General features: G+C 62.4%; 14 protein-coding genes. 7 read left to right on the plus strand and 7 right to left on the minus strand.

What is annotated here, in order from left to right; genetic code table 11:
• Positions 1-245 precede the first annotated feature (245 nt).
• Positions 246-569, minus strand: a complete 324-nt coding sequence (locus HER32_RS17280) for a hypothetical protein (protein ID WP_149070500.1) — start codon at positions 567-569, stop codon at positions 246-248.
• 191 nt (positions 570-760) lie between these two features.
• On the opposite strand from HER32_RS17280, the gene HER32_RS17285 reads away from it, so the two are divergent.
• Positions 761-1,210: an energy transducer TonB gene (locus tag HER32_RS17285; protein WP_149070499.1), complete on the plus strand. Its 450-nt coding sequence runs from the start codon at positions 761-763 to the stop codon at positions 1,208-1,210.
• On the opposite strand, the gene HER32_RS17290 is transcribed toward HER32_RS17285, so the two are convergent.
• The 5 genes from HER32_RS17290 to HER32_RS17310 form a co-directional block, all read right to left on the minus strand.
• The gene (locus tag HER32_RS17290; protein WP_168682780.1) at positions 1,207-1,761 is read right to left on the minus strand and encodes a hypothetical protein; all 555 of its coding nucleotides are present in this window, start codon (positions 1,759-1,761) and stop codon (positions 1,207-1,209) included. The genes HER32_RS17285 and HER32_RS17290 overlap by 4 nt on opposite strands.
• Before the next feature lie 16 nt (positions 1,762-1,777).
• Complete coding sequence (dctA, locus tag HER32_RS17295) at positions 1,778-3,055, minus strand: C4-dicarboxylate transporter DctA (RefSeq protein WP_168682781.1); 1,278 nt, start codon at positions 3,053-3,055, stop codon at positions 1,778-1,780.
• Positions 3,056-3,538: 483 nt separating this feature from the next.
• Entirely contained in the window at positions 3,539-4,759 is a 1,221-nt protein-coding gene (locus HER32_RS17300) for a PQQ-dependent sugar dehydrogenase (RefSeq protein ID WP_168682782.1), read from the minus strand.
• A 161-nt stretch (positions 4,760-4,920) separates the two neighbouring features.
• Positions 4,921-5,433, minus strand: a complete 513-nt coding sequence (locus HER32_RS17305; RefSeq protein ID WP_168682783.1) for a hypothetical protein — start codon at positions 5,431-5,433, stop codon at positions 4,921-4,923.
• A gap of 269 nt (positions 5,434-5,702) precedes the next feature.
• Positions 5,703-6,146: a hypothetical protein gene (locus tag HER32_RS17310; protein WP_168682784.1), complete on the minus strand. Its 444-nt coding sequence runs from the start codon at positions 6,144-6,146 to the stop codon at positions 5,703-5,705.
• 180 nt (positions 6,147-6,326) lie between these two features.
• On the opposite strand from HER32_RS17310, the gene HER32_RS17315 reads away from it, so the two are divergent.
• The 6 genes from HER32_RS17315 to HER32_RS17340 all read left to right on the plus strand — a co-directional run bounded on the left by HER32_RS17315 (position 6,327) and on the right by HER32_RS17340 (position 22,625).
• On the plus strand, positions 6,327-6,815 hold the full coding sequence (locus tag HER32_RS17315; protein ID WP_168682785.1) for a GAF domain-containing protein: 489 nt from the start codon (positions 6,327-6,329) through the stop codon (positions 6,813-6,815).
• A 41-nt stretch (positions 6,816-6,856) separates the two neighbouring features.
• Positions 6,857-8,986: a TonB-dependent receptor family protein gene (locus HER32_RS17320; protein WP_168682786.1), complete on the plus strand. Its 2,130-nt coding sequence runs from the start codon at positions 6,857-6,859 to the stop codon at positions 8,984-8,986.
• 248 nt (positions 8,987-9,234) lie between these two features.
• The gene (locus HER32_RS17325; RefSeq protein ID WP_232066295.1) at positions 9,235-9,450 is read left to right on the plus strand and encodes a PID-CTERM protein-sorting domain-containing protein; all 216 of its coding nucleotides are present in this window, start codon (positions 9,235-9,237) and stop codon (positions 9,448-9,450) included.
• Between the two features lie 50 nt (positions 9,451-9,500).
• The gene (locus HER32_RS17330) at positions 9,501-10,487 is read left to right on the plus strand and encodes a hypothetical protein (protein ID WP_168682787.1); all 987 of its coding nucleotides are present in this window, start codon (positions 9,501-9,503) and stop codon (positions 10,485-10,487) included.
• 79 nt (positions 10,488-10,566) lie between these two features.
• Positions 10,567-20,361 (plus strand): T9SS type A sorting domain-containing protein, encoded by a 9,795-nt coding sequence (locus HER32_RS17335; protein WP_168682788.1) that lies wholly within the window; start codon positions 10,567-10,569, stop codon positions 20,359-20,361.
• A 233-nt stretch (positions 20,362-20,594) separates the two neighbouring features.
• Entirely contained in the window at positions 20,595-22,625 is a 2,031-nt protein-coding gene (locus tag HER32_RS17340) for a tetratricopeptide repeat protein (RefSeq protein ID WP_168682789.1), read from the plus strand.
• 71 nt (positions 22,626-22,696) lie between these two features.
• On the opposite strand, the gene HER32_RS17345 is transcribed toward HER32_RS17340, so the two are convergent.
• Entirely contained in the window at positions 22,697-23,377 is a 681-nt protein-coding gene (locus HER32_RS17345; RefSeq protein ID WP_149070487.1) for a response regulator transcription factor, read from the minus strand.
• Positions 23,378-23,407 lie beyond the last annotated feature (30 nt).

Here is a 23,407-nt window from a genome sequence, read left to right on the forward strand (position 1 = left end):
CGCGCGGATTTTTCGGATTCCGCGGATTTTGGGGACGATGCGCTTTATCCGTCTGTCATCCTGAGCGTAGCGAAGGACCTTATCACGCCTGAACGAAACTGTTCTAACGTGATAAGGTCCTTCGCTACGCTCAGGATGACAGACAACAAAAAGGCCTCGCACCATGCGAGGTTTCTTTATTGAACGACAATTGCCCCCGAAATCCGGGGAATCCGAAGCCGCCGCCGGATGCGTGTCTCCGATGTCTAGATGATGTTGCGCAGGTCGTTGCGCAGGTTTTCAATGCCCTGCCAGATTTCTTCCCAGGTCGAGCGGTCGGTGGGCGAGGCGCTGTCCTTGGCGGGAGCATCAGCCGCGGCGGGGCCCAGGCGCTCCAGGAGCCCGGCGCGCTTTACTTCCAGCGCCGCAATGTGCTCGTGGTAGGTGTGCGGGGAGTTGGCGGTGGTGGTGTGGGCCCGGTTGCGCAGGGTCTTGATTTTTTCGTCCAGCTCAGTAAGTGCCTGGCGAAGGTGGGCATCGGAAAGGTTTTCCGGTACGCGCACGTGCTGGGGGGAGGGAGTATGCGACATAGGGTGAAGGAGTTGAGCGGAATGGCGCCGCGGGTAAGTAAGCGGGATACTCAAACTACTGTTTTTCGCCGGGAAAGGATACCGGAATGTTACCAACCTCCCCGCAACACAACCATAACGTAGCGGTGAAGCACCGCGCTCGGGGGGCGCCTACTTTTGCCTTCGTCCAACGCGCTACCTAGCCTGGCCTTATGAAACAGCTGCTACTTACGTTCCTGCTGAGTACTACGATTTTTGCCGCCCGGGCGCAGCAGCCCAGCCCCCTGGCGCTGGTCACCCCCGCCACCGAGCCCGGCTCGGCCGCCGCCCGGCCCGCTGCTCCTAAAGTATACGTGCTGGCCGAGGAAATGCCAGCCTTCAAAGGGGGCGAAAAAGCCCTGCTGCTCTTCATGCGCGAAAAGGTGCAGTACCCGGCCGAGGCGCTGCAGCAGAATATTTCGGGCAAAGTGTACGTGCGCTTCGTGGTAGACGAGCAAGGCCGCATCCGCGACGCCGAGGTAGTGAAGGGCCTGGGCCACGGCCTCGACCAGGAAGCCCTGCGCCTGGTGCGCATCATGCCCTGGTGGACGCCCGGCCGCGTGCAAGGCCAGCCCGTGCGCGTGTACTACACCCTGCCAGTAGCCTTTCGCACGGTGGATTAAGTATTGAACTGAAGGGGCACACCCAGCTCCCGGGCCAGGGGGGCGGCGGCCGACTGGTACAGCTGGCTGAGCACCTCATTGATAGCCGGGGCTAGCTCCACGTGGTAGTCTTCGTGCAGCTTGTAGGCCAGCCGCAGGGTGTCATGGGTGCGGCGGGCCAGGTGCTGCAGCAGGGGTTGGGTGGGGCCGTGCAGGCGGCTCACGGCTTCGGGCTGGTGGCGGAAGACGTTGCCGAGCAGGCGCAAACTCAACTCAATTTCGCCCAGCAGGTCGTCGGTGATTTTGGTGTGGTAGGTGAGGCGCTGCTGGAGCTGGCGCACAATGTGCAGCAGGTCGTTGGGGGTTTGGTGGTAGCCGCGCACGGGGTCGTCTACCTGCTGCCGCAGGCGGTGGCGACGCTGCTCCAGGGCATCGTCACCTTCCAGCAGCCGGAAGCTGAGCTGCTCTACCAGCACGGCATCCTGGGCCACGAGGCGGGCCAGCAGCTGGTCTTTTTCTTTCTGAGGAAGGCTGAAAAGGGCTTTGCGAAGGTCGGGGGAGAGGGCCGGCATAGGTGTGATAACAACGTTAGCGAACTTCTGATTCCGCCTGAACCAGCCCCAGTAGCGCGGCCCGGTTTTTTTCTTCGTCAAACGCCCCTTCGCTCTTGGCCACCACCACCGTCGCCACCGCGTTGCCGATGATGTTGGTAATAGCCCGGGCCTCGCTCATAAACCTGTCTACGCCCAGCAGCAGGGCCATGCCCTCTACCGGAATAACTTTGGTGGCCGCAAGCGTGGACGCCAGCACGATAAAGCCCGAGCCCGTGACACCGGCCGCGCCCTTACTCGTGAGCATGAGAATACCGATGATGGTGAGCTGCTGCCCCAGCGTGAGCGGCACCCCAAACGCCTGCGCCAGGAAAATGCTGGCAATGCTGAGGTAAATAGTGGTGCCATCGAGGTTAAAGGAGTAGCCCGTGGGCACCACCAGCCCCACCACCGGCCGGGCGCAGCCAAAGGCCTCCAGCTTGTCCATCAGCCGCGGCAGCGCCGACTCCGACGAGGACGTGCCCAGCACAATCAGCAGCTCCTCTTTGATAAAGCCCAGCAGCCGCCACAGGCTGAACCCGTAGTAGCGCGCCACCGCGCCCAGCACCCCAAATATGAACAGGGCCATGGTGCCGTACACCGTGAGCATGAGCTTGCCCAGCGGCAGCAGCGTATCGAGGCCGTACTTGCCAATGGTAAAGGCCATGCCCCCGAAGGCGCCGAGCGGGGCCAGCTTCATCACCATGCCCAGCACCGCGAAAAACACGTGGCTGAGCTTTTCAAAGGTGCTGATGAGCGGGCCGCTCACCGTGGGCGCTACGCGGGTGAGGGCCAGCCCAAACAGCACGGCCACCAGCAGCACCTGCAGCACGTCGCCCTGGGCAAAGGCCCCCACGAAGCTCTCCGGAATGATGTGGGTAAAGAAGGCTACCCAGTCCATGTGGGCCGCCTTCTCGGCGTACTGCTGGGTTTCAGCGGCCTTGGCCGCCACACCCCGCGTATCGATGCCCGCGCCGGGCCGGGCCAGGTTGGCGGCGGCTACGCCAATGAGCAGAGCAAAGGTGGTAATGAGCTCGAAGTACAGCAGGGCCTTGCCGCCCACACGCCCTACCTTCTTCAGGCTGCCCATGGAGCCGATGCCCAATACCACCGTCAGGAAGATGATGGGCGCAATCAGCATCTTGATGAGGCCGATGAACACGTCGCCGAGGGGCTTGAGGGCCGCGCCTACGGCCGGAAACAACGCGCCTACTGCTATGCCCAGCGCAATGGCCGTGAGTACCTGAAACGTGAGGTTGCGAAAGAGTTTGGGCATACTGAAACCGGCCAATTAGTCCCGTAAGGTAGCTACTTGCCGCTACACCCGCCGGGCTACCGAGCTTACTCCTTATCCGTCCTGGGTATTCAACCGGGATACTTCCGCCAGCACCCCCAAGTAGTACTATCCTGTGATGAAAGCCTGCTCTGAAGCCCACCAGGATTCGTTGTTCCTTCGATGTAGGTTCGATGGAGCATAAGCTTCGATGCAGATACGAAGGCGCGTTAGTTGGACGATACAAAGAAGCTTTGCCAGCAACCCACCGGTAAGCCGGGTTACCGACAAGCTGGCTAGACTACGCATTTGTACCGGCAGAACGACGTAGAGACGCGACACTTCGCGTCTCCTCATTGAATGACCCGGAGCCGCTTAGCCTACAAAACGTCAGCAACGACGAGACGCGAAGTGTCGCTGTTCTACGGAATCAGGAAAATAAAAAAGCCCTGCCGGAATGGCAGGGCTTTCGATGGTAGCCTGCTGCTACCCCTTCTTCTTACCCGGCTTGGCGTCCTTGCCGCCGGCGTAGGCCACGCGGTAAATCACGCCGTTGGCGTCGTCGGTGATGAGCAGGGAGCCGTCGGTGTGCTGGGTGATGCCGCACACCCGGCCGAAGTGGGCCTTGTTGTTATCCACCAGGAAGCCGGTCAGAAAATCCTCGATGCCGGTGGCCTGGCCCTGCTCGTTGTAGCGCACCCGCACCACGCGGTAGCCGCTGGGCTGGGCGCGGTTCCAGGAGCCGTGCATGGTCACGAAGGCGTCGCGCTGGTACTCCTTGGGGAACTGGCCACCGGTGTAAAACACCATATCCAGCGGGGCCGCGTGGGCGGCGTAGAGCTGCACAGGCTTCACGGTGCGGGCGGCGTATTGCTGGGGCGTTTCGCCGGCGGGCTGGGGGTGAGGCGGGATTTTGCCGTCGGCGTACACGTAGGGCCAGCCGTAGTCGGCGCCTTCCTTGATTTCGTTGAGTTCCTCGCGCTGGTCCTCGTCGCCCAGCCAGTCGATGCCGTGGTCGAAGCCCCAGAGCTGCTTGGTAGCGGGGTGCCAGTCGAAGCCGATGGTGTTGCGCAGGCCCTTGGCCACTACACGGCGGCCCGAGCCATCGGTATTGATTTGCAGGAGCGTGGCCTGCTCCTTGTTGCGCTCATCGCAAGCGTTGCAGGTGCTGCCCACCGAGAGGTAGAGCTTGCCATCTGGCCCGAAGTGCATGGTGCGGTTGGGGTGCTGGCCGGCGTCGGGTAGGTCCGAGTACAGGGTTTTCAGCTCGCCCAGGGTGCCATCGGCCTTGATGTCGGCCACCAGCAGCTCCCGGATGGTGGTCAGGTAGAGCTTGCTGCCCTGCAAAGCCAAGCCGTGCAGGTCGGGACGGCGGGCTACTTCGCGCGTTACGTCGGCTTTGCCGTCCTTGTTCGTGTCGCGCAGCAGGGTGATGGTGCCCTTGGTGCGGTCGGAGAAATACACGTCGCCATTGGGGGCTACCGTGAGCATGCGCGGGTTGCCGGTTTTCTCGGCAAACTTGCTCACCGTGAAGCCGGCCGGGGCTTTCAACTGGCTTACGCGGGCATCGGTGGCCTCTACCTGCTGGGGCTTAAACACGTTCACGGCGTAGCCGTCTTTCACGCTTTGCTGGTAGTCGTTTTGGGCCAGGGCCGCGGTAGCGGAAAGCAGGCCCGCTGCTAAGAGGGAATGTCGGAGGAAGTGCATCGTTGAAGTGCTGAGGAGCTTTCTTCAACTGCGAACAAAGAGCTGGGGTTGCGTAGCAGGTCGGGTAAATGGTCTGTGCTGGGAGTGCGAGGCTGGGTCAGACGTGGGCTAGTTGCCGCAGCTTCAGCGTTACTAATAGGGCCAGGAAGAAAAAAGGGTATTTATATAGGAGGCAATAACAGTCGTCTGTGTTTAAATGCATAAATAGTTGTAGGATCGTGGCGTATATCTATCCAGTAACTGCATGAATTTTGTTGCAGGTAATCTATTACATGAATAAATGAGCTGTACTTAGCCTTTCTTTCAAAATGTACTATCAAGCCCTTGTTATTCTTATCTGATAGCTGGCTTATAATGTTCTTTGTTCTGTGAACTTCAAAGAACTCATTCCATAGATTGCCCGTGATGATTACTGTTTGCCAAGATTTAAAATACGCTAGTTGGTATTCAGACAAATAAGTTGGTGGTGCATATTTAGGAACTGTGAAATCGGATCCATAAAGAGAAGGAAAAGTGCTTGGTAATACATTAAAATAGGGTCGAGTAATTAAACTATTTCGCCACTCTACGCACCCCAGCCACAGCAGCCAAGCCAGGGCCAGCAAGCCCGGTGGGAAGAACAAGCGCCGACGGTGACGGCGCGGTAGATACAACGTATAAGACATGGTGGGCATATTTACCGAGTAGCAAGCCGCCGCAGCTTCAGCACCGCCAGTAATACTATAAGTAGTAGCAGTAGGGTGGAAGTGCGCCAGGGGGCGTGGAAGAGTGGGTAAGAGCTGATTGAAGTTCTCCAGCCTCGCGAGTGTCGCCTAAGGGCATTCTCTGAGTATATGCTCAAACGACGCGTATAGCGCTGAAAAACGGGTACTACGTCCAGATCATTAGGAGAACGGCCATTGGTAAAGACATAAATGGCCTCGGGTTTATGGGTCCAGTCAACCTAAAATCTGAATATTTGGTATTCATCAAGCTGGTTGATAAACCGAATAAAATTGCCGTAAGTAGCCGTTGGTAGGAAATACACGCGGTATTCGTATTTATTTCGAGTTGTTCTTAAATAATAGCTGGCTTCCCGGATCTGACGCAGGGTAAAATAATCGGCCCATAGATTGCCAACGAACGTGAAGGTTTGCCACTGTCGAAAGTTCTCTAATTGTAATTCTGAACTATAAATAGGAAAATAGGGTGGGGCTCCATAGTTATATTGTAGTGGAGTAGTTTTGAAAACAGGAAAAATGGGCAAGAGTATTTCCGTTTGTTTGTGCACATAGACTCTTGGCAGCATTACGCACCCCAGCCACAGCAGCCACGCCAGCGCCAGCAAACCCGGTGGGAAGAATAAGTGCCGACGGTGGCGGCGCGGCAGATGCAGTGGATAAGGCATAACAGCAGTCAAGTACAGAATAGCGCAACGGGTTACTATACGCTGTGGCTCCGGCTTTTCGTATGCCTGTTGCGAACGGCCCGCCAACATATCGTGGCCAGAATAGTTAAGCTAGCTTAACAGTAGTACCTTGCCGGGCTTCTGTCTGCCTGACCTATCCGCTTTTGCCCTGTTGCCCTTATGACTACTCCTAGCCTGGAAACGGACCCTATAATCCTACGTGAAATAGAATCATTTACCAGTGTACTGCGCCAAAATGGAGTACATGCGGCCCTGGAGTTTCTGAACCGCCGCACCCCGCACCGCTACACCGGTATCTACCGCTTCGATGCCGACGTGCTGCGCAACGAGGCGTTGTTTGACCGGTATCAGCCCACGCCCCAGCAGGCCGGGCCCGTACCCATGGCCGTTACCTACTGCTCCCTGGTGGGCCAGCGCCAGCAGCCCCTTGAAATCCAGGACGCCAGCACCGATGCCGACATCCAGGGCCTGATCGACACGCCCGTGGTTTCTTACTGCGGGGTGCTCATCCGCGACGCCGAAGGCCAGCCATACGGCACGCTCTGTCACTACGATATGCAGCGCTGCCAGGAGCGTACCACCGACCTCCCGCTGCTGGAAGCCGCCGCCGCGCAGCTCTACCGGTATATCCGTCCGGCCAACCTCTAAGCCGGCTTCCGCGTTCGGGGCAATACCTTTTCTTTGCCCACATGCTTTTTCGCTACTCTTTGCTGCCGCCGCTGCTGTGGCTGCCGGTGCTGCTCTGCGCCCAAACCCCTTCCCCCGACACTACCCGCACTGTGCGTCTGCCCGAAGCCACCGTAACGGGCTACGGGCAGCAGCTGCCGCTGCGCCGCACCGCCGCTGCCGTGGGTGTGGTCGATGCCGCTGTCTTTGCCCGCTTTAGCGCGGCCAACCTCACCCCGGCCGTGAACACCGTGCCGGGGGTGCGCCTGGAGGAGCGGGCCACGGCCAGCTACCGCCTCAGCGTGCGGGGCAGCACGCTCCGCTCCCCGTTTGGGGTGCGCAACGTGAAGGTGTATTACAACGGTCTGCCCTTCACCGAAGCCAGCGGCAGCACCCCCCTCAACCTGCTCGATGCAGCGACCATTGGGCGCCTGGAAGTCATTAAGGGACCCGCCGGCTCGGTGTACGGGGCCGGTACGGGGGGCGTGGCACTGTTCTCTACCCCGGAGCCCACTCCCGGGGTAACCCGGGTTGAAGGGGGGCTTACCATCGGCTCCTTCGGATTGCGCCGGGCTACCGTGGCCCTGGAAACCGCCGACTCCCTGCAGAGCCTGCGCGCCCAGTACGCCCGCCAGACCCTGGACGGCTACCGCCAGCACAGCGCCCTGCGCCGCGACGTGCTGACCCTGGATGGAAAGTGGCGCCCCAACTCCCGGCAGACCGTGTCCGCGCATCTGCTGTATTCTGATATCAACTACCAACTCCCTGGCTCGCTCACCCGGGCGCAGTTTGCGGCCAACCCCCGGCAGGCCCGGCCCGCCACGCCCACTGCGCCCGGCACCGTGGAGCAGAATGCCTTCTACGCCTCGCGCACGGCTTTGCTGGGCGGTACTCATGAGTACCGCTTTAGCGAGCAGCTCACACTTACCAGTACGCTCTACGGTAGCGGCAGCGCTATCCGTACGCCGTTTCTGGTCGATTATGAGCGCAACACGCAAGTGGGTGGGGGCGGACGCACGGCCCTGGGCTACCGCACCCGGCTGGCGGGCCGCGTGCTGCGCCTGGCGGCCGGGGCTGAGGGGCAAACGTCGTTTGAAAGCTCCCGCAACTACCGCAACCGCGGCGGCCAGCCCGACACCCTGCGCTACGACGATGAAATCCGGACCAGCACCGGCTTCGTGTTTGCCCAGGCCGACTGGGAGCTGCCCGCCGGCTTTCTGCTGACGGCCGCCGCCAGCTACAACCGCCTGCGCTACCGCCTGGGCCGCCTTTCGGGCCGGGCCCGCGCCGCCGAGGAATACCAGCTCACCCGCCGCTTCCGCCCCGAGGTATCGCCGCGGCTGGCGCTGCTGAAGGAGCTGACGCCGCTGGTATCGGTGTATGCCAGCGTGAGCTCGGGGTTTTCGCCGCCCACGGAAGAGGAAATTCGCCCGTCGGATGGCTCCGTGAACCAGCAGCTGCAGGCCGAGCGTGGCACCAGCTACGAGGTAGGCACGCGGGGGCAGCTCGGGCAGAACCGGTTTTCCTTCGACGTGGCCGCTTACGATTTCCAGCTGCGCCAGACTGTTGTGGCGCGCTCCAACGACCAAGGCGTGCAGCTGTTCTACAACACCGGCCGCACCCGGCAGCGCGGGGTAGAGGCGGCTCTCAGCGGCTGGCTTTGGCGTGAGCGGCGTGTGCGGAACCAGTATTTTCGAGGCGGGAGTCATCAGCAGAATTCCTACCAATATGGCCTGCGGGCCTGGGCTAGCTACGCCTACAACCACTACCGCTTCGGGCAGTACGAGGCGGGCGGCAACAATTTTAGTGGCAACCGCCTCACGGGCGCGGCGCCGCATACCCTCTCGGCGGGCCTCGATTTCTCGGAACGCCTGGGCTTCTACTTCAGCCCCACGCTCAGCCACCAGGCGCGCATCCCGCTGAACGATACCAACACCACCTTTGCGGCCGGCTACTGGGTGTTTGGGGCCCGGGGCGGCTGGCGCCACCCACTGCCCGGCCGCCTGGAGGCCGACCTCTACGCTGGCCTCGACAACGCTACCGACCGGCGCTACAGCCTGGGCAACGACCTGAACGCCTTTGGCAACCGGTTTTTTCAGCCGGCCCCGGGCCGCAGCTACTACACTGGGGCGCAGCTGGCCTGGCGCTGGTAGCACAAAGCTAAATTGCTGGAAGAAAATGGCAGGAAGCCGGATTAGCGGCCCGACAAGGGGTGGCTGGTCCGGCTTCTCCGTGCTGGTACGGAGGACAGCTACGGGGTAGGGGGTAGGGCAAAATGCCGCATGGCTCGGATTGCGGACGGGGGGGCAGAATGCCCACTTTTACCCCAGCCGGAGCCCCGCCGAAGGTTGGGCCGGGAATCCTGCTTACTAGCCGTTTTTGTCACTTTTCGCTGCTTTCTATGCACCTGTTGTCTACTGCTTTCCGCGCGTTGCGCCGGCCCTGCCTGCTGGCGGGCCTGGCTTTGCTTCCCAGCCTGGCCCTGGCCCAGAACCCCGACGATGAGGGCGGCCCCGCCCCCGACGATGCCACCGCCGTGCCCATCGACGGCGGCGCCAGCCTGCTGCTGGCGGCCGGAGCCGCTCTGGGCGTGGCCCGCCTGAAAAAGCGCCGCTAGTTACCGGCTGCCTTTCTGTTTTACTCACCTATCACCCCACCACCACTACCATGAAAAAACTGTACGCTTCCCTGCTGCTCGGCCTGAGCACCCTCCTCGTTGTTTCGGGGGCCTTTGCCCAGACCATCCGCCGCGTCAATAACAACGGCATCACGGGTACCAATATCTACAGCACCATTCAGGCCGCGCACGATGCCGCCGCCGCCAACGACATTATTCAGGTGGAACCCTCTACCACCACTTACGGGAGCCTGACCTGTACCAAGAAGCTCACCATTGTGGGGCCCGGCTATTTCCTCGACCTGAACACCGGCCTGCAGGCCAGCTCCATTCCGGCCACCGTGGCGTCTATTGATTTTCAGTCGGGCAGCGCGGGGTCGTCGGTATCGGGTATTACCACGCCTAACATCTACCTACGGGCCAATAATATATCGGTCACCCGGAATAAGGTAGACTATTTGTACGTAGCCTACTTTGGCGAAAGCAGCCAGTGCGTAATTCGGCAAAATTATATCTATTACCTGTACGCCTACGGCTATACCAGCAACGACCTGCTTGTTACCAATAACCTAATCACCTACTACGTGTACCTGAGTAACGGCGTCACGAAGGGCGAGTTCAACAACAACACGGTAATGGCTAGTGGAGGCGCCTCGTTTGATGGCTTCACGGTGAAAAATAACTACTTCGGCTACTCCTTCACGCCTACTAGCAACACCTCCTGGAGCTATAACAAGCTGGCGCAAGCCTCGCTGCCCACCAGCGGAACCCAGAGCAACAACACCGCCAACGTGGCTTACAACACCATTCTGACCTGGGGCTCCGGCACCCAGTACGACGCCTGGTATAAGCTCAAAGCCGGCGGCCCCGGCATCGGTGCCGGCGAAGGCGGCGTGGACATTGGCGCGTTTGACTCGCCCACGGGCTACGACTACAAGCTCTCGGGCATCCCGGCGGTGCCCAGCATCTACGAGTACAACCAATCGGTGAACGGCAACACGCTGAACGTGACCTTGAGCACGCGCTCCAACAACTAACCGGCCCGCCACTATGCATACCGCAACCCACTCACGCAGGTGGGGGCGGGCTGGATGGGGCCGTTGTGCCGCCGGACTCGTGCTGCTCCTGAGCAGCCTGCTGCCCGTGCGCCTACTGGCCCAGAACATCACCCAGGCTGAGTACTACCTGGATGGCGGCCCCGGCAACGGGACGGCCACCGCGGTACCTATTGCCTCGCCCGCCCCCAACCTCAGTAACCTGGCGTTCAGCCTTAACCTGAGCAGCCTCTCCGCCGGCTTTCACTCCCTGGCCGTGCGCACCAAAGACGCCAACGCCCAGTGGAGCCTGGTGCAAAGCCGCTCGTTTTACTACGAGCCGCTGGCGGCCACGGCGGCCAACCTCAGCCGCATCGAGTATTTCATCGACACCGACCCCGGCCTGGGCAGCGCCACCAGCGTGCCCTTCACGGCGGGGGCTGCGGCCAGCGGCGTTACGTTTGCGGTGAACCTGAGCAGCCTGAGTGCCGGTTTTCACTCCCTGGGTATTCGCGCCAAGGATGCCAACGGCAAATGGAGCCTGACGCAGCAGCGCACGTTCTACTACGAGCCCCTGGCCAGCACTACCTTGCCCAACATTACCCGGGTTGAGTATTTCGTTGACACGGACCCCGGCTTTGGCAGCGCCATCAGCGTGCCCATTACGGCCGCCAGCAACGTCAGCGGCGTTACGTTTGCGGTGAACCTGAGCAGCCTCAGCACGGGCTTTCACTCCCTGAACCTCCGCACCCGGGATGCCAATGGTAAGTGGAGCCTGGTAACGAGCCGCACCTTCTACCACGAAACGCAGGCGGCTACGGCACCCAACATCACCAAGGTTGAGTACTTCCTGGACGCCGACCCCGGCTTCGGCAGCGGCACCAACGTGCCCATTACGGCCGGTACCAATGTCAGCAATATCTCCCTGAACGTGGCGCTGGGCAGCTTGTCGGCGGGCTTTCATACGCTGAGCGTACGGGCCAAAGACGCCAACGGCAAGTGGAGCCTGACCACGGCCCGCACGTTCTACTACGAGCCCGTGCTAGCCGTAGCGCCCAACATCAACCGGGTGGAGTACTACTTCGACACGGACCCTGGCTTCGGCAGCGCCACCAACGTACCCATTACGGCCGCCGCCAACCTGAGCAGCGTGAACGTGGCGGCCGACGCCACCGCCCTGGCCGACGGTGTGCACCGCCTGTTTGTGCGGGCCCGCGACGCCAATGGCAAGTGGAGCCTGGTAACCAACCGTCGCTTCCTGAAAAACGGCTGCGCTTCCTCGCCCAACTTCGCGGCCGAACTGCCAACTGGCAACTACGGCTACGGGGGCAGCACCAACGGCCTGGCCGAAACCGCCTTTAACACCGACCCGGCCTCGCCCAACACCAGCAACTCCTTCTACGGCTACAACGGCAGCCTGCTCCAGGCCGACCTAGGCAGCTCCCAGACCATCAGTGAGGTCCGCTACAAGCTCACGCCCAGTAGCTCCAGCAGCTTTACGGTGCTGGTGCAGACGGCTCCGAGCGTGGGCGGCACTTACACCACTGTGGATACCTACACGGCCAGCTTCCTGGCCAACACAACTACGCCCGTAGCCCGCACCCTGGCCACGCCCGCAAGCGCGCGGGTGCTACGCCTGGTGGTACAGAACGCGGCCGGGCAGTATGCCATTATTTCGGGAGTCGGTGGGTACTACTTCAACTGCGCCGGGCCTACCATCGTGTCCTTCACACCCACGGGCGGGGCAGGGGGCACCAGCGTAGCCATTACGGGCACCAACCTCACCGGGGCCACGGCGCTTACCTTCAATGGAGTGGCGGCCCAGAGCTTTACCGTAAATTCGGCCACCAGCATCACGGCCGTGGCGCCGGCTGGCGGCTCTACCGGGCAGATCTGCGTGACCACGCCCGGCGGCACGGCCTGCTCGGCGGCTTCCTACGTGTACCCACCCACCATTACCACGGGGACGGTATCGCCGCAGTCGTTTTGCAGCACCACCTATATCTCGGTGCCGTTCACCACGAATATGGCCTCCTATACGGCCGGCAATGAGTTTCACTTCCAGCTTTCGGATGCCAGCGGCAACTTCACCGAGGGCAGCCGCCTGTATGGCTACCTGAGCAGCCAGAACGCCAATGGCGGGGTGCTTACCGACTCCATTGCCTTCCGCACGCCGGTCGGCACGGGCTACCGCGTACGCGTGGTGGCCTCAAACCCGGAAATTACCGGCACCAGCAACAGCCAGAACCTGACGGTGCGGGCCACGCCCCTGGCTACGGCCGGCGCGGCCCAGACCACGGTGCCCTACAACGGCACCATCCAGCTCACGGCCGGCCCGACGGGCCAGAGCAGCTACCAGTGGTACGTGCGCTACACCAACGGCGGGGGCACCAGCTACGTGGGCAGCGGCCAGACCCTAAACCTGACCAACGCCCAGCCCTCGCAGAGCGGCCGCTACTTTGTGTACGTGCAGAACAGCCTGGGCTGCCAGGACTCGGCTTCGGTGCGCGTGACGGTGCAGCCCTCGGCTCAGCCCATTCTGAGCATGGCCCAGTTCGGGTACTCGGGCTGCGCGGGTCAGCAGATCAGCTTTGGCTTTACGGTGCAGGGCAACAACTTCCAGCCCGGCAACGTCATCACGGCCCAGCTGTCCAACGCCAGCGGCTCGTTTGCCACGCCTACCAGCATTGGCACGGCGAGTTTTGAAGGCCAAGGCTCCGGAGCTATTTCGGTGACCATTCCGGACGGCACGCCTACGGGCACGGGCTACCGCATCCGGCTGGTGAGCTCCAGCCCCGGCGTAACCAGCCAGAACGACAACGGCTCCAACATCAGCCTGACCACCAAGCCCACCGCGGTGCCTTCCTCGAACTCGCCGGTGGCTTACGGGGGGACTATTCAGCTCACAGCCCAGACGGTGGCCGGGGCTACCTACCAGTGGTACGGGCCCAACTTCTTCTCTACTCAGCAGAATCCCACCATTACGGGGGCCTCGCAGGGCGCCAACCAGGGCACCTACACGCTGTACGTGACGGTGAATGGCTGCCAGAGCGCGGGCGTGGCTACGCAGGTGACGGTGAACCCCTCCACGGACCCTATCCTGACGATGACCAACCAGCCAAGCGGTACGCTCTGCGGGAACACGGGCATTACCATGAGCTTCTCGGTGACGGGCAACCCCTTTGCGGCGGGCAACACCATCACGGCTCAGCTGTCGAATGCCAGCGGCTCGTTTGCGGCGCCTACTAACCTGGGCAGCGTGGCTTTCACGGGCCAGGGCAATGGGTCATTCGCCATTTCGCTGCCGGCCAATACGCCGGCCGGCACGGGCTACCGCCTGCGCCTCGTAGGCTCCAGCCCGTCCGTCGTCAGCATCAACGACAACGGCTCGAACCTGACCATTAACCCAGCACCAGCGGCTGTGGCCTCCAGCAACTCGCCGGTAGCCGACAACGGGACCATTCAGCTTTCGGCGCAAACCGTGGCGGGGGCCAGCTACCTCTGGGGCGGCCCGAATGGGTTCAGCTCCACGCAGCAGAACCCCACCATCGACTTCGCCAGCCAGGCCAATGCCGGTACCTACACCCTGACGGTGACTCTGGGCACCTGCGCCACGAAAACTAACACAACCGTGACCGTGCAGCCTGGCGCACCTACGCTCACGCTGACTAGCAACGCTGACCGGCAGATCTGCGCCGGCAACTCCGTGGGCCTGGGCTTCACGGTGGGCGGCAGCGGCCTGACCTCGGGCGGCACCGTGACGGCGCAGCTTTCCAACAGCAGCGGCGCTTTCACTTCGCCCACTACCATTGGCTCGGTGAGCTTCACGGGCGCGGGCAGTGGCTCCGTGAGCGTGACGGTTCCGGCCGCCACCACGGCAGGCACGGGCTACCGCGTGCGGCTCGTAAGCACCAACCCCGCCCTGACTTCCACGGAAAGCGGGCTGTGGAGCATCACCAACCTGACCACGGTAACGGCTTCCTCGAACTCGCCGGTAACGGCGGGTGGTACCATTCAGCTCACCTCGGGCGGTGTGCCCGGCGGCGCCACGCTGCAGTGGTCGGGGCCCAACGGCTTTAACTCCACAGCGGCTAACCCCACTATTGACTTCGCCGGCTCGGCCAACCAGGGCACGTACACGCTCACGGTTAGCCAGAACAACTGCTCGGTGGAGCGCCAGGTGGCCGTGACGGTGAATAACCCCGTGGCTTCCGTTACGACGGGTTCGGTATCGGGTGGGTTCTGCCCCGGTTCGGGATTGAGCGTGCCGTTTACCAGCAGCGGCACGTTTGCCAGCGGCAACCAGTTCCGGGCCATTCTTTCCAACAGCAGCGGCTCGTTTGGCTCGGGCACGCAGGTGATTGGCACGCTCAGCCAGAGCGGGGCCGTCACCAGCGGCACCATTGCGGCAACCATCCCAAGTGGCGCGGCGGCCGGCTCCAACTACCGCATTCGGGTGGAAGCCACCAATCCGGCCGTGACCAGCGCCAACGACAACGGCAGCAACCTGACGGTGCAGGCCGTGAGCTACACCTGGACGGGTGGCTACAACACCGACTGGTTTGACACGCGCAACTGGAGCTGCGGCCAAGTGCCCACCAGCACCAGTACCGTCACCATTGGCGTAGGTACCTACTATCCGGTGATTGTGGGCGCGGGTGCGGTGGTACGCAACATCACCGTGGTGTCGGGGGCTTCGTTCCAGGTATCGTCGTCGTTCACGATTTACGGCAACGTGGTGAACAACGGCACCTGGGTTAGCGGCGGCTCCTACGTCTTCGCGGGCTCGGGTACGCAAACCGTGGGCGGCTCCTCGGCGGTGTACTTCGGGGGCGTGACCATCAACAGTGGGGCCACCATTAGCCTGGGCACGGGCATTTACGTGGCCGGCAACTGGGCAAACAATGGCGGCTTCGTGGGCGGCACGTACTTCGTGAACTTCAACGGCACCGTGGGCCAGCTCATCGGCGGCTCGGTCGTCACGAACTTCTACCACGTGGTCGTGTCGAATACGGTGGGCCTCACGCTGAATCAGAACATCTATGTGCTGGGCAACTGGACCAACAACGGCGTGTTCGTGGCCGGTACCTACGGGACGACCTTTGGCGGCTCGGTCGTGCAGGTTATCGGCGGCACGAGCCTGACGAACTTCTATGGTCTGACGATTCTGAACTCGGTGGGCGTGACGCTGAACACGGGCATCGGCCTGGGTGGGCCGTTCGTGAACAACGGCGTCTTCACGGTGAACACGCAGACGGTGGTCTTCAACGGCACGGTGCTGCAAACCATTGGCGGCACCACCGAAACCACGTTCTACGACGTCATCATCAACAACACGGTGGGCGTGAAGCTAGTATCGAGCATCCTGGTGCTGGGCGACTGGATCAACAACGGGCAGTTCCTGGCCGACTCGTACTCCGTCATCTTCGGCGGCACGCTGGCTCAGATAATTGGAGGTACGCAGGTTACGAACTTCTACGACGTGACCTTCCAGAACTCTGTGTCGGTGACTTTGCACCAGAACATCTACGTGCTGGGCGGCTTCGTGAACACGGGCGTATTCTACGGCTACTACACGGCCGGCGGGGTGACCAGCGGCTACTGGGTGCGCTTCGGCGGCACGGTGGCCCAGGTTATTGACGTGAACAGCACCACCTACTTCTGGCACTTCTACGCCGATAACGCGGCGGGCATCAGTCTTGCCTCGCACATCTACGTAGCGGGCAACTTCTACCTGTACTCGGGCACCTTCGCGCCGGGCTCCTACACCGTGTACTTCAACGGTACGGGCGGCGTGGTGCAGACGGTGGGCGGCCACACGGGCCTGAGCTTCTACGGCTGGAACATCGTGAGCGGGGCTTCGGTCCGGCTGCTGCAGAACGTGACCTTGTTGGGCGGCTTCGTGAATGCGGGCACCTTCTACGGCTACAACCTGGTGGGCGGGGTGTACACGGGTTACACGTTTGTGTTCGGCGGCTCAGCGGCGCAGATTCTCAGCGGCGCGGGCACCTACAACTTCTGGCACGTAACCTGGAACAACGCCATTTCGGTGACGCTCCAGCAGAACATCTACGTGCTGGGCAACTGGGTGAACACGCGCGGCTTTGGGCACGGCGGCTACACGGTGTACTTCAACGGCACGGTGGCCCAGACCATCGGCGGGGCGGTGAATACGACCTTCCACCACATCAGCATCGGCAACCTGGTGAGCGTAACGCTGAATCAGCAGATTGCGGTGCTGGGCAACTGGCTCGGCACGGGCAAGTTCCTGGCCGGCCTGTACGCGGTGTACTTCCAGGGCACCACGGCCCAGACGATTCTGACCGGCTCGGCCACGCGCTTCTACCACCTGTACTTCGATAACCCCACGTCCGTAACGCTGCTCTCCAATATCTACCTGAACGGGAACTGGGTGCATAACGGCGGCTTCGCGGCGGGAACCTACGGGGTGTTCTTCACGGGCACCACGCTGCAAACTATCGGCGGCACGGCCCTCACGCGCTTCCACCACATCAGCATCGGCACGGGCGCCAACGTGCGCCTCGACCGGGCTGTGACCGTGCTTGGCAACTGGACCACCAACGGCACCTTCGGAGCCAACGGCTACGTGGTAACCTTCGGCGGCACGGTGAATCAGCTCATCGGCGGCTCGGTAATAGTGCCTTTCTACGGCGTTATCATCGACAACACCATGGCCGGCGTCACGCTGGGCAACGACATCCGCATTGTGGGCGGTAACTGGGTAAACAACGGCGTGTTCTCGCCGGCTACCTACCGCGTCATCTTCGAGGGCACAGTGGCTCAGCTCATCGGCGGCTCGGCCACCAGCACCTTCCACGGTCTCACCATTCTAAACAATGTGGGCGTAAGTTTGACCGGGCCTATCTTCATCAAGGGCAACCTAGTGAATGACGGCGTGTTCAGCTGTGCGGGCTACCTGGTGACGTTCAACGGTACGACCGCCCAGAGCATAGGCGGCACGGCGGTAACGGTGTTCGGCCACCTCACCTTCAACAACGCGGTAGGGGTGAGCTTACTCCAGGACATTCGGGTGCGGGGTGATTTGCGCAACCTGGCCATTTTCGCGGCCGGGGCCCGCACGGTGTACTTCGACGGCTCTGTGGCCCAGGCCATCTACTGCCCCTCGGGTACGCTTACCTTCCACCATATGGTGTTCAGCAACCTGTTGGGCGTAACGCTGCAGGACAACATCTTCCTGACCGGCAACTGGCTCAACAACGGCGGTTTTGCCCACGGCGGCAAGCTGGTGACGTTTAAAGGCTCGGTGCTCCAGACCATCGGCGGCTCGGTGAACACGGTGTTCCACCACCTCACCCTGGCCTCGGGTGCCAATGTCCGCCTAGACCGCGCCATCACGCTGCTGGGCAACTGGCTCAACAACGGTGCCACCTTCGCGGCCAATGCATTCACGGTGTTCTTCAACGGCACCGCCCTGCAAAGCATCGGCGGTACGGCCACCAGCGTGTTCCACCACCTCACACTCAACAATACGGTAGGGGTGAACCTGGACTTCGACATCGACCTGACCGGGAACTTCGTGAACAACGGCAAGTTCTGCGGCTGCGGCCACCGCACCCGCTTCCTGGGTACGCTGGCGCAGACCATTACCTGCACCTCCGGCCAGACGCGCTTCCACGACGTGACGTTTGCCAATACGGCCGGCGTGACCCTGCTGGATAACATCGGGGTGACGGGCAATTGGGTCAACAACGGCGGCTTCGTGGCCAATGGCTACCTGGTGCTGTTCAGCGGCACGGCTCTGCAAACCATCGGCGGCACGGTGCTGTCGGCCTTCCACCACGTGCAGATTACCAACGCCGTGAAGGTGCAGCTGCTGCGCGACATCACGGTGGGCGGCTACTGGCTCAACTCGGGCATCTTCGCGGGCAATGGCTTCGGGGTGACCTTCAACGGCACCGCCCAGCAAACTATTACCACCACGGGGGCCTCGGCCCGCACCACCTTCCACCACGTAACCTGGGCCAACCTGGTAGGCTGCCTGCTCGGCGGTGACCTCTACGTAACCGGCAACTGGCTCTGCAACGGGCCCTTCAACCCGGCTACCTACACGGTGTACTTCACCGGCACGGCGGCCCAGACCCTGGGCGGCTCGGCCACGCTGCGCTTCCACGGCCTGAACGTGCAGAACACGGTGGGCCTCACCTGCAACGGCCCGGTATACCTCTACGGCAACCTCACGAACGGTGGCCTGGTGAACGTGGGTACCTACCCCTGGTACTGCGTGGGCACCGCGGCCCAAACGCTGGGTGGCACCACCTCCACGCCCATCCGCTTCTACGACCTGCTGGTGCAGAACGGCAGCGGCGTGGGCTGCACCTCGAACCTGGGCGTGACGCACATGCTCACCCTCACGACCGGCAACCTGGCGTCCGACGGCCACCTGACCCTGCACTCCAACGCCTCGGGCACCGCCATGGTGGTGAACCCCGCCGGTGGGGGCACGGTAACGGGCCGGGCCACCATGGAGCGGTTTATCACGGGGCTGGGCGCCCCCGGCTACCGCCACTACAGCTCGCCCATGCAGCTCGGCACGGCCACCGTGCAGGAGTTTGCCGACGACCTGCCCGTGTTTGAGCTGAACCCGGCTTACAACACGGTGGGCAACACCGTGAAGCCCTTCCCAACCTTGTTCCGCTACGAGGAAACCCGCCTCACGGCCGAGAAGAACACCTTCACACAAGGCTGGATGGTGCCCTCGGCCAGTGAAAACCTGGTGCCCGGCCGCGGCTACTCGGCCCAGACGCTGCCCACCACGGTGGTGGATATTTCGGGTGTGCTCGGCAACGGCAACGTGAGCTACTCCATGACGCGCGGCGCTCAGCTGGGCGCCGGCTGGAACCTGGCCGGCAACCCGTACCCCGCCCCTATGGACTGGGACGTGGTGCGCCACACCAGCGGTATGCTCTCCGGCGTGGATGATGCCCTCTACGTGTTCGTGCCCTCGGGCAAGTACACGGGCGCCTACCGCGGCTACGTGAACGGCGTGGGCCAGAACGGCGGCAACAAGGACGTGGCGGCCATGCAGGGCTTCCTGGTGCGGGCCTCCTCGGCCTCGGCCAAGATGAACCTGACCAACGCTGTGCGCCACACGTCCTATACCAGTCCCGCCTACCAGCGCGGCTCCGCCGAAACACGGCCGGTTGTTCGCCTGGAAGCCCGCAGTGCCAAAGGGCTGGCCGATGAAGCCGTGTTCTACTTGCAGGAAGGCGCCGGGGAAGGCTATAAGGCCAACTTCGATGCCTACAAGGTAACGCAGAACGGCGCGGGCCGCCCCACTATCTGGAGCCAGGCCGGGGCCGATGCCCTGTCTATCAACGGGCTGCCCGGCCTACCCGGCCAGGCTATTCCGCTGGGCGTGCGCGTGAGCGAAGCCGGCCGGCACACCCTCGTGCTCACCAGCCAGCTGAACCTACCCGCCGGTACCCGCGTGCTGCTCGAAGACCGGCTGCTCAACCGCAAGCAGGACCTCTCGCTCGACTCGGTGTATTCCTTCACTCTGCACCCCGACTCCGTGCGCCAGCGCTTCTACCTCTGGTTGGGTGCGGGCTCGGTAACGGCTACCGCTCCGGCGGCGCTGCAGGCCGGCACCGCCCTGTATCCCAACCCCACCACAACCGGCTTTGCCACGCTGGAAGTGCACGGGCTGAAAGAGCAGGGCCCAGTAACGGGTAGTATCTACAACAGCATCGGCCAGCGGGTAAAGCAGCTCACCCTGCGCCCCCGTCAGGGCGTGGTGCGCCAGCAGCTGGACCTGCGGGCCCTGCCTACGGGCGTGTACACGGTGCGCCTGCAGGCGGCCGAGGGCACCGTTGTCAAGCGCCTCGTGAAAGACTAGCCACCTCGTTTTTTCATGCATTCGAGCACCCCGGTGGGCTTCCTGCCGGGGTGCTTTTTAATTAAGCGCAGTGCTTAGGCTACTGGTGATGGTAGCTTCTAAGCGCCACAATAGGCAAGGCCTTTTGGTGGTATGAGAAAATAATATCTGTTTTGAGTAATATACCTTGAGTATCGGATAAAAATCTGGTTTCTGACGGTAGTGGTGTTCCCAAACTTCTGGTCGACATATACATGCGTGCTTTCGTTGTTGTAACTGCTGGTCTATTGACGGTAGCCGGTCTACTGGACGCTTTTCCGGCGGCGGCCCAACCGGACGCGGGCCGCAATGCCCGCCTCGATTCGCTGGAGGCGCGCCTACCCCAGCAGCCGCAGCCCGACACCAATCGGGTGAAGACGCTAAACGAGCTGGTGTGGGAAAACCGCAACAGCCGCCCGCAGCGGGCCCTGGCGCTGGCGGCTGAGGCCCTGCAACTGGGGCAGCAGCTCAGTTACCGCAAGGGCCTGGCCAAAACCTATATTCTGCGGGGTATTCTTTACGCTACCACGGGCCGCTACCGGGAGGCCATTGCCGATTTTGAAGCCTGCCGCCGGGAACGGGCCGCCCTTGGCGACTGGCAGGGCGTAGCCGGCGCCATCAACAACGTGGGGGAGGTGCTGGCCATGCAGGGGTATTACCGGCAAGCCGTGGAGCACTATATCCGGGCGCTGAGGCTGGAAGAAAAGTACGGCACCCCCGAACGCATTGCCGCCGACTGGGCCAACATCGGCATGGTCTACCAGCAAATGGGGCGCTACCGCGAGGCCCTGGCGTACCACCGGCAGTACCTGTACCTGCCCGGCCGCACCCGCGATGCGTACAACGATGCCCAGGCCCACAACATCGTGGGGCAGGATTTTGCGAAGCTCGGCCAAGCCGACTCGGCTCAGGTTCATTTTCAGCAGGCCCTGCGCATCAGCCAGCAGGCCGCCGACCGCCAGAACCAGGTGCAGGCTCAGGCTGGGTTGGGCGGTTTGGCCCTGGCCCGGCGGCAGCACGAACTGGCCCAGGCCTACTTTCAGAGTGCCCTCACCCTGGCCCGCACCCTCGACGACCAGGCGGCCGTAGCATCCCAGCTCAACTCCCTGGGAGAGCTGGCGCTGCGCCAAAATCAGCCGGCCGCCGCGGTACCCTATTTTGAGGAAGCGCGCCAGCTAAGCCGCCGTATTCGCTCGGCCGAGGCTGTACGTACAGCCCTGCAAGGCCTGGCTGCTGCCTACGCTCGTATGAGCCGCTACCCGGAGGCCTATCGGTATCAGCAGCAGGTGATGCAGGTAAAGGACTCGTTGCTGAACGAAGCCAGTGCCCGCCAGATTACGGAAATGCAGGTGCGCTATGATACGGAGCGCAAGGAAGCCCGTAATCAGCTGCAGGCCGCCCAGCTGCGCACCCAGCAGCAACTGCTGCGCCGCCGCAACGTGCAGCTGGTGGCCGGACTGGCCGTGGTAAGCTTGCTAGTGCTGGTCGGGTGGCTATTGTACACGCGGCAGCGCCTGCGCGAGCAGGTAGCCCACGAGCAGGAGCGTCAGCAGCAGGAACGCCAGCGCGTGGCGGCGGTGCTGGAAGCCGAAGAAAACGAGCGGCGCCGCATCGGCTCCGATCTGCACGACGGTATTGGTCAGCTACTCACCGCCGCCAAGCTCAACCTCCACGCCCTCGAGCAGCGCGGCCCCCGCTCCGAGGAACAGGCTGCCCTGCTGCACAACGCCATCGACGTGGTGGATGAGTCCTTTCGGGAAGTGCGGGGAATTTCGCACAACCTCATGCCGAATGTGCTGTTGACGCGGGGTCTGCCGGCTGCCGTGCGCGACCTGGCTGCCAAGATGACTACCTACCACACCGGCCCCCAAATTGTGATAGAGGTGTTTGGGCTGGAAGAGGAACGCTTGGCCTCAACTACGGAAAGCGTCCTGTTTCGCGTGATTCAGGAGTTGATGCAAAACGTCATCAAGCACGCGCAGGCCACGCGCGTAAACCTGCAGCTGGTACGCAACGAGCAGGAGCTGACCGTGGTAGTAGAGGATGATGGCATCGGCTTCGACCCATTGCAGCCCGGTAAAGGGGCTGGTATCGGGCTGCGCAACATGCGCACGCGTCTGGCTTACCTGGGCGGGGAGGCCCACATCGATGCCACTCCTGGCCATGGTACCACCATCACGCTGGAGGTACCGTTAGTGCCAGGCCAGAGGTACGTTGCTAGCCGTCCGCTGAGCAAGTCGGCCTAGTTATGCTAATCAGGCGGGGGCGGCTTCGCCCGTAGGAAAAGCCGCCCCCGCCTGCGGGATGCTCAGCGCGGCTATACCGAAATCAGCTTGTAGCGCAGCGCGTACTGAATCAGGCCCACAATGGACTTGGACTTGGTCTTGGTGAAGATGTTTTTGCGGTGGGTTTCCACCGTCCGCTCGCTAATAAAGAGCTTCTGGGCAATATCGGCGTTGGAATATTCGCCGGCAATCAGCTGCAGAATCTCCTGTTCCCGGAGCGTGAGCGGCACGGGCCGGTCGCCCTGCTCCCGCGTGACGGGCACGTCGAGGTGGTCGAGCAATGTGGCGCCTACTTCGGCATTGAAGAACGTGCGCCCGGCGGCCACCCGCCGGATGGCGGTGCTCAGTTCCGCCGCGTTGGTGTTCTTGAGCAGGTAGCCCGAGCCCCCGGCCGCCAGCACTTCCTGCACCGAGGCATGGTCGTGAAACATGCTGAGAGCCAGCACATGTACCCCCGGGTGCGCTTCCCGGATGGCCTGCGTAAGCTGCACCCCCGACATCTGCGGCATGTTCAGGTCCACCACGGCCACCTGCACTTCGGGGTGCTCGCGCAGGCGGCGCAGGGCCTCCGCACCCGAGTTGGCCGTGGCTACTACGGGTAGGTCGGTTTCGTCCTGCAATAGCACCCGCACGCCTTCCAGCACCAGCTGGTGGTCATCAACCAGCATCACGGGAATGGGCAGCGCAGCAACGGAAGCAGAGGCAGGATACATAAGGAAACTAAAACGGAAGGCTGATTACGT

The sequence above is a fragment of the Hymenobacter sp. BT18 genome, from assembly GCF_012273015.1.
In the GTDB taxonomy this organism is placed as follows: Bacteria; Bacteroidota; Bacteroidia; order Cytophagales; family Hymenobacteraceae; genus Hymenobacter; species Hymenobacter lutimineralis.

Coding starts and splice junctions, on each gene's coding strand:
- HER32_RS17280 (WP_149070500.1), bottom strand. CDS start 569: ATGTCGCATACTCCCTCCCCCCAGCACGTGCGCGTACCGGAAAACCTT.
- HER32_RS17285 (WP_149070499.1), top strand. CDS start 761: ATGAAACAGCTGCTACTTACGTTCCTGCTGAGTACTACGATTTTTGCC.
- HER32_RS17290 (WP_168682780.1), bottom strand. CDS start 1,761: ATGCCGGCCCTCTCCCCCGACCTTCGCAAAGCCCTTTTCAGCCTTCCT.
- dctA (WP_168682781.1), bottom strand. CDS start 3,055: ATGCCCAAACTCTTTCGCAACCTCACGTTTCAGGTACTCACGGCCATT.
- HER32_RS17300 (WP_168682782.1), bottom strand. CDS start 4,759: ATGCACTTCCTCCGACATTCCCTCTTAGCAGCGGGCCTGCTTTCCGCT.
- HER32_RS17305 (WP_168682783.1), bottom strand. CDS start 5,433: ATGCCCACCATGTCTTATACGTTGTATCTACCGCGCCGTCACCGTCGG.
- HER32_RS17310 (WP_168682784.1), bottom strand. CDS start 6,146: ATGCCTTATCCACTGCATCTGCCGCGCCGCCACCGTCGGCACTTATTC.
- HER32_RS17315 (WP_168682785.1), top strand. CDS start 6,327: ATGACTACTCCTAGCCTGGAAACGGACCCTATAATCCTACGTGAAATA.
- HER32_RS17320 (WP_168682786.1), top strand. CDS start 6,857: ATGCTTTTTCGCTACTCTTTGCTGCCGCCGCTGCTGTGGCTGCCGGTG.
- HER32_RS17325 (WP_232066295.1), top strand. CDS start 9,235: ATGCACCTGTTGTCTACTGCTTTCCGCGCGTTGCGCCGGCCCTGCCTG.
- HER32_RS17330 (WP_168682787.1), top strand. CDS start 9,501: ATGAAAAAACTGTACGCTTCCCTGCTGCTCGGCCTGAGCACCCTCCTC.
- HER32_RS17340 (WP_168682789.1), top strand. CDS start 20,595: ATGCGTGCTTTCGTTGTTGTAACTGCTGGTCTATTGACGGTAGCCGGT.
- HER32_RS17345 (WP_149070487.1), bottom strand. CDS start 23,377: ATGTATCCTGCCTCTGCTTCCGTTGCTGCGCTGCCCATTCCCGTGATG.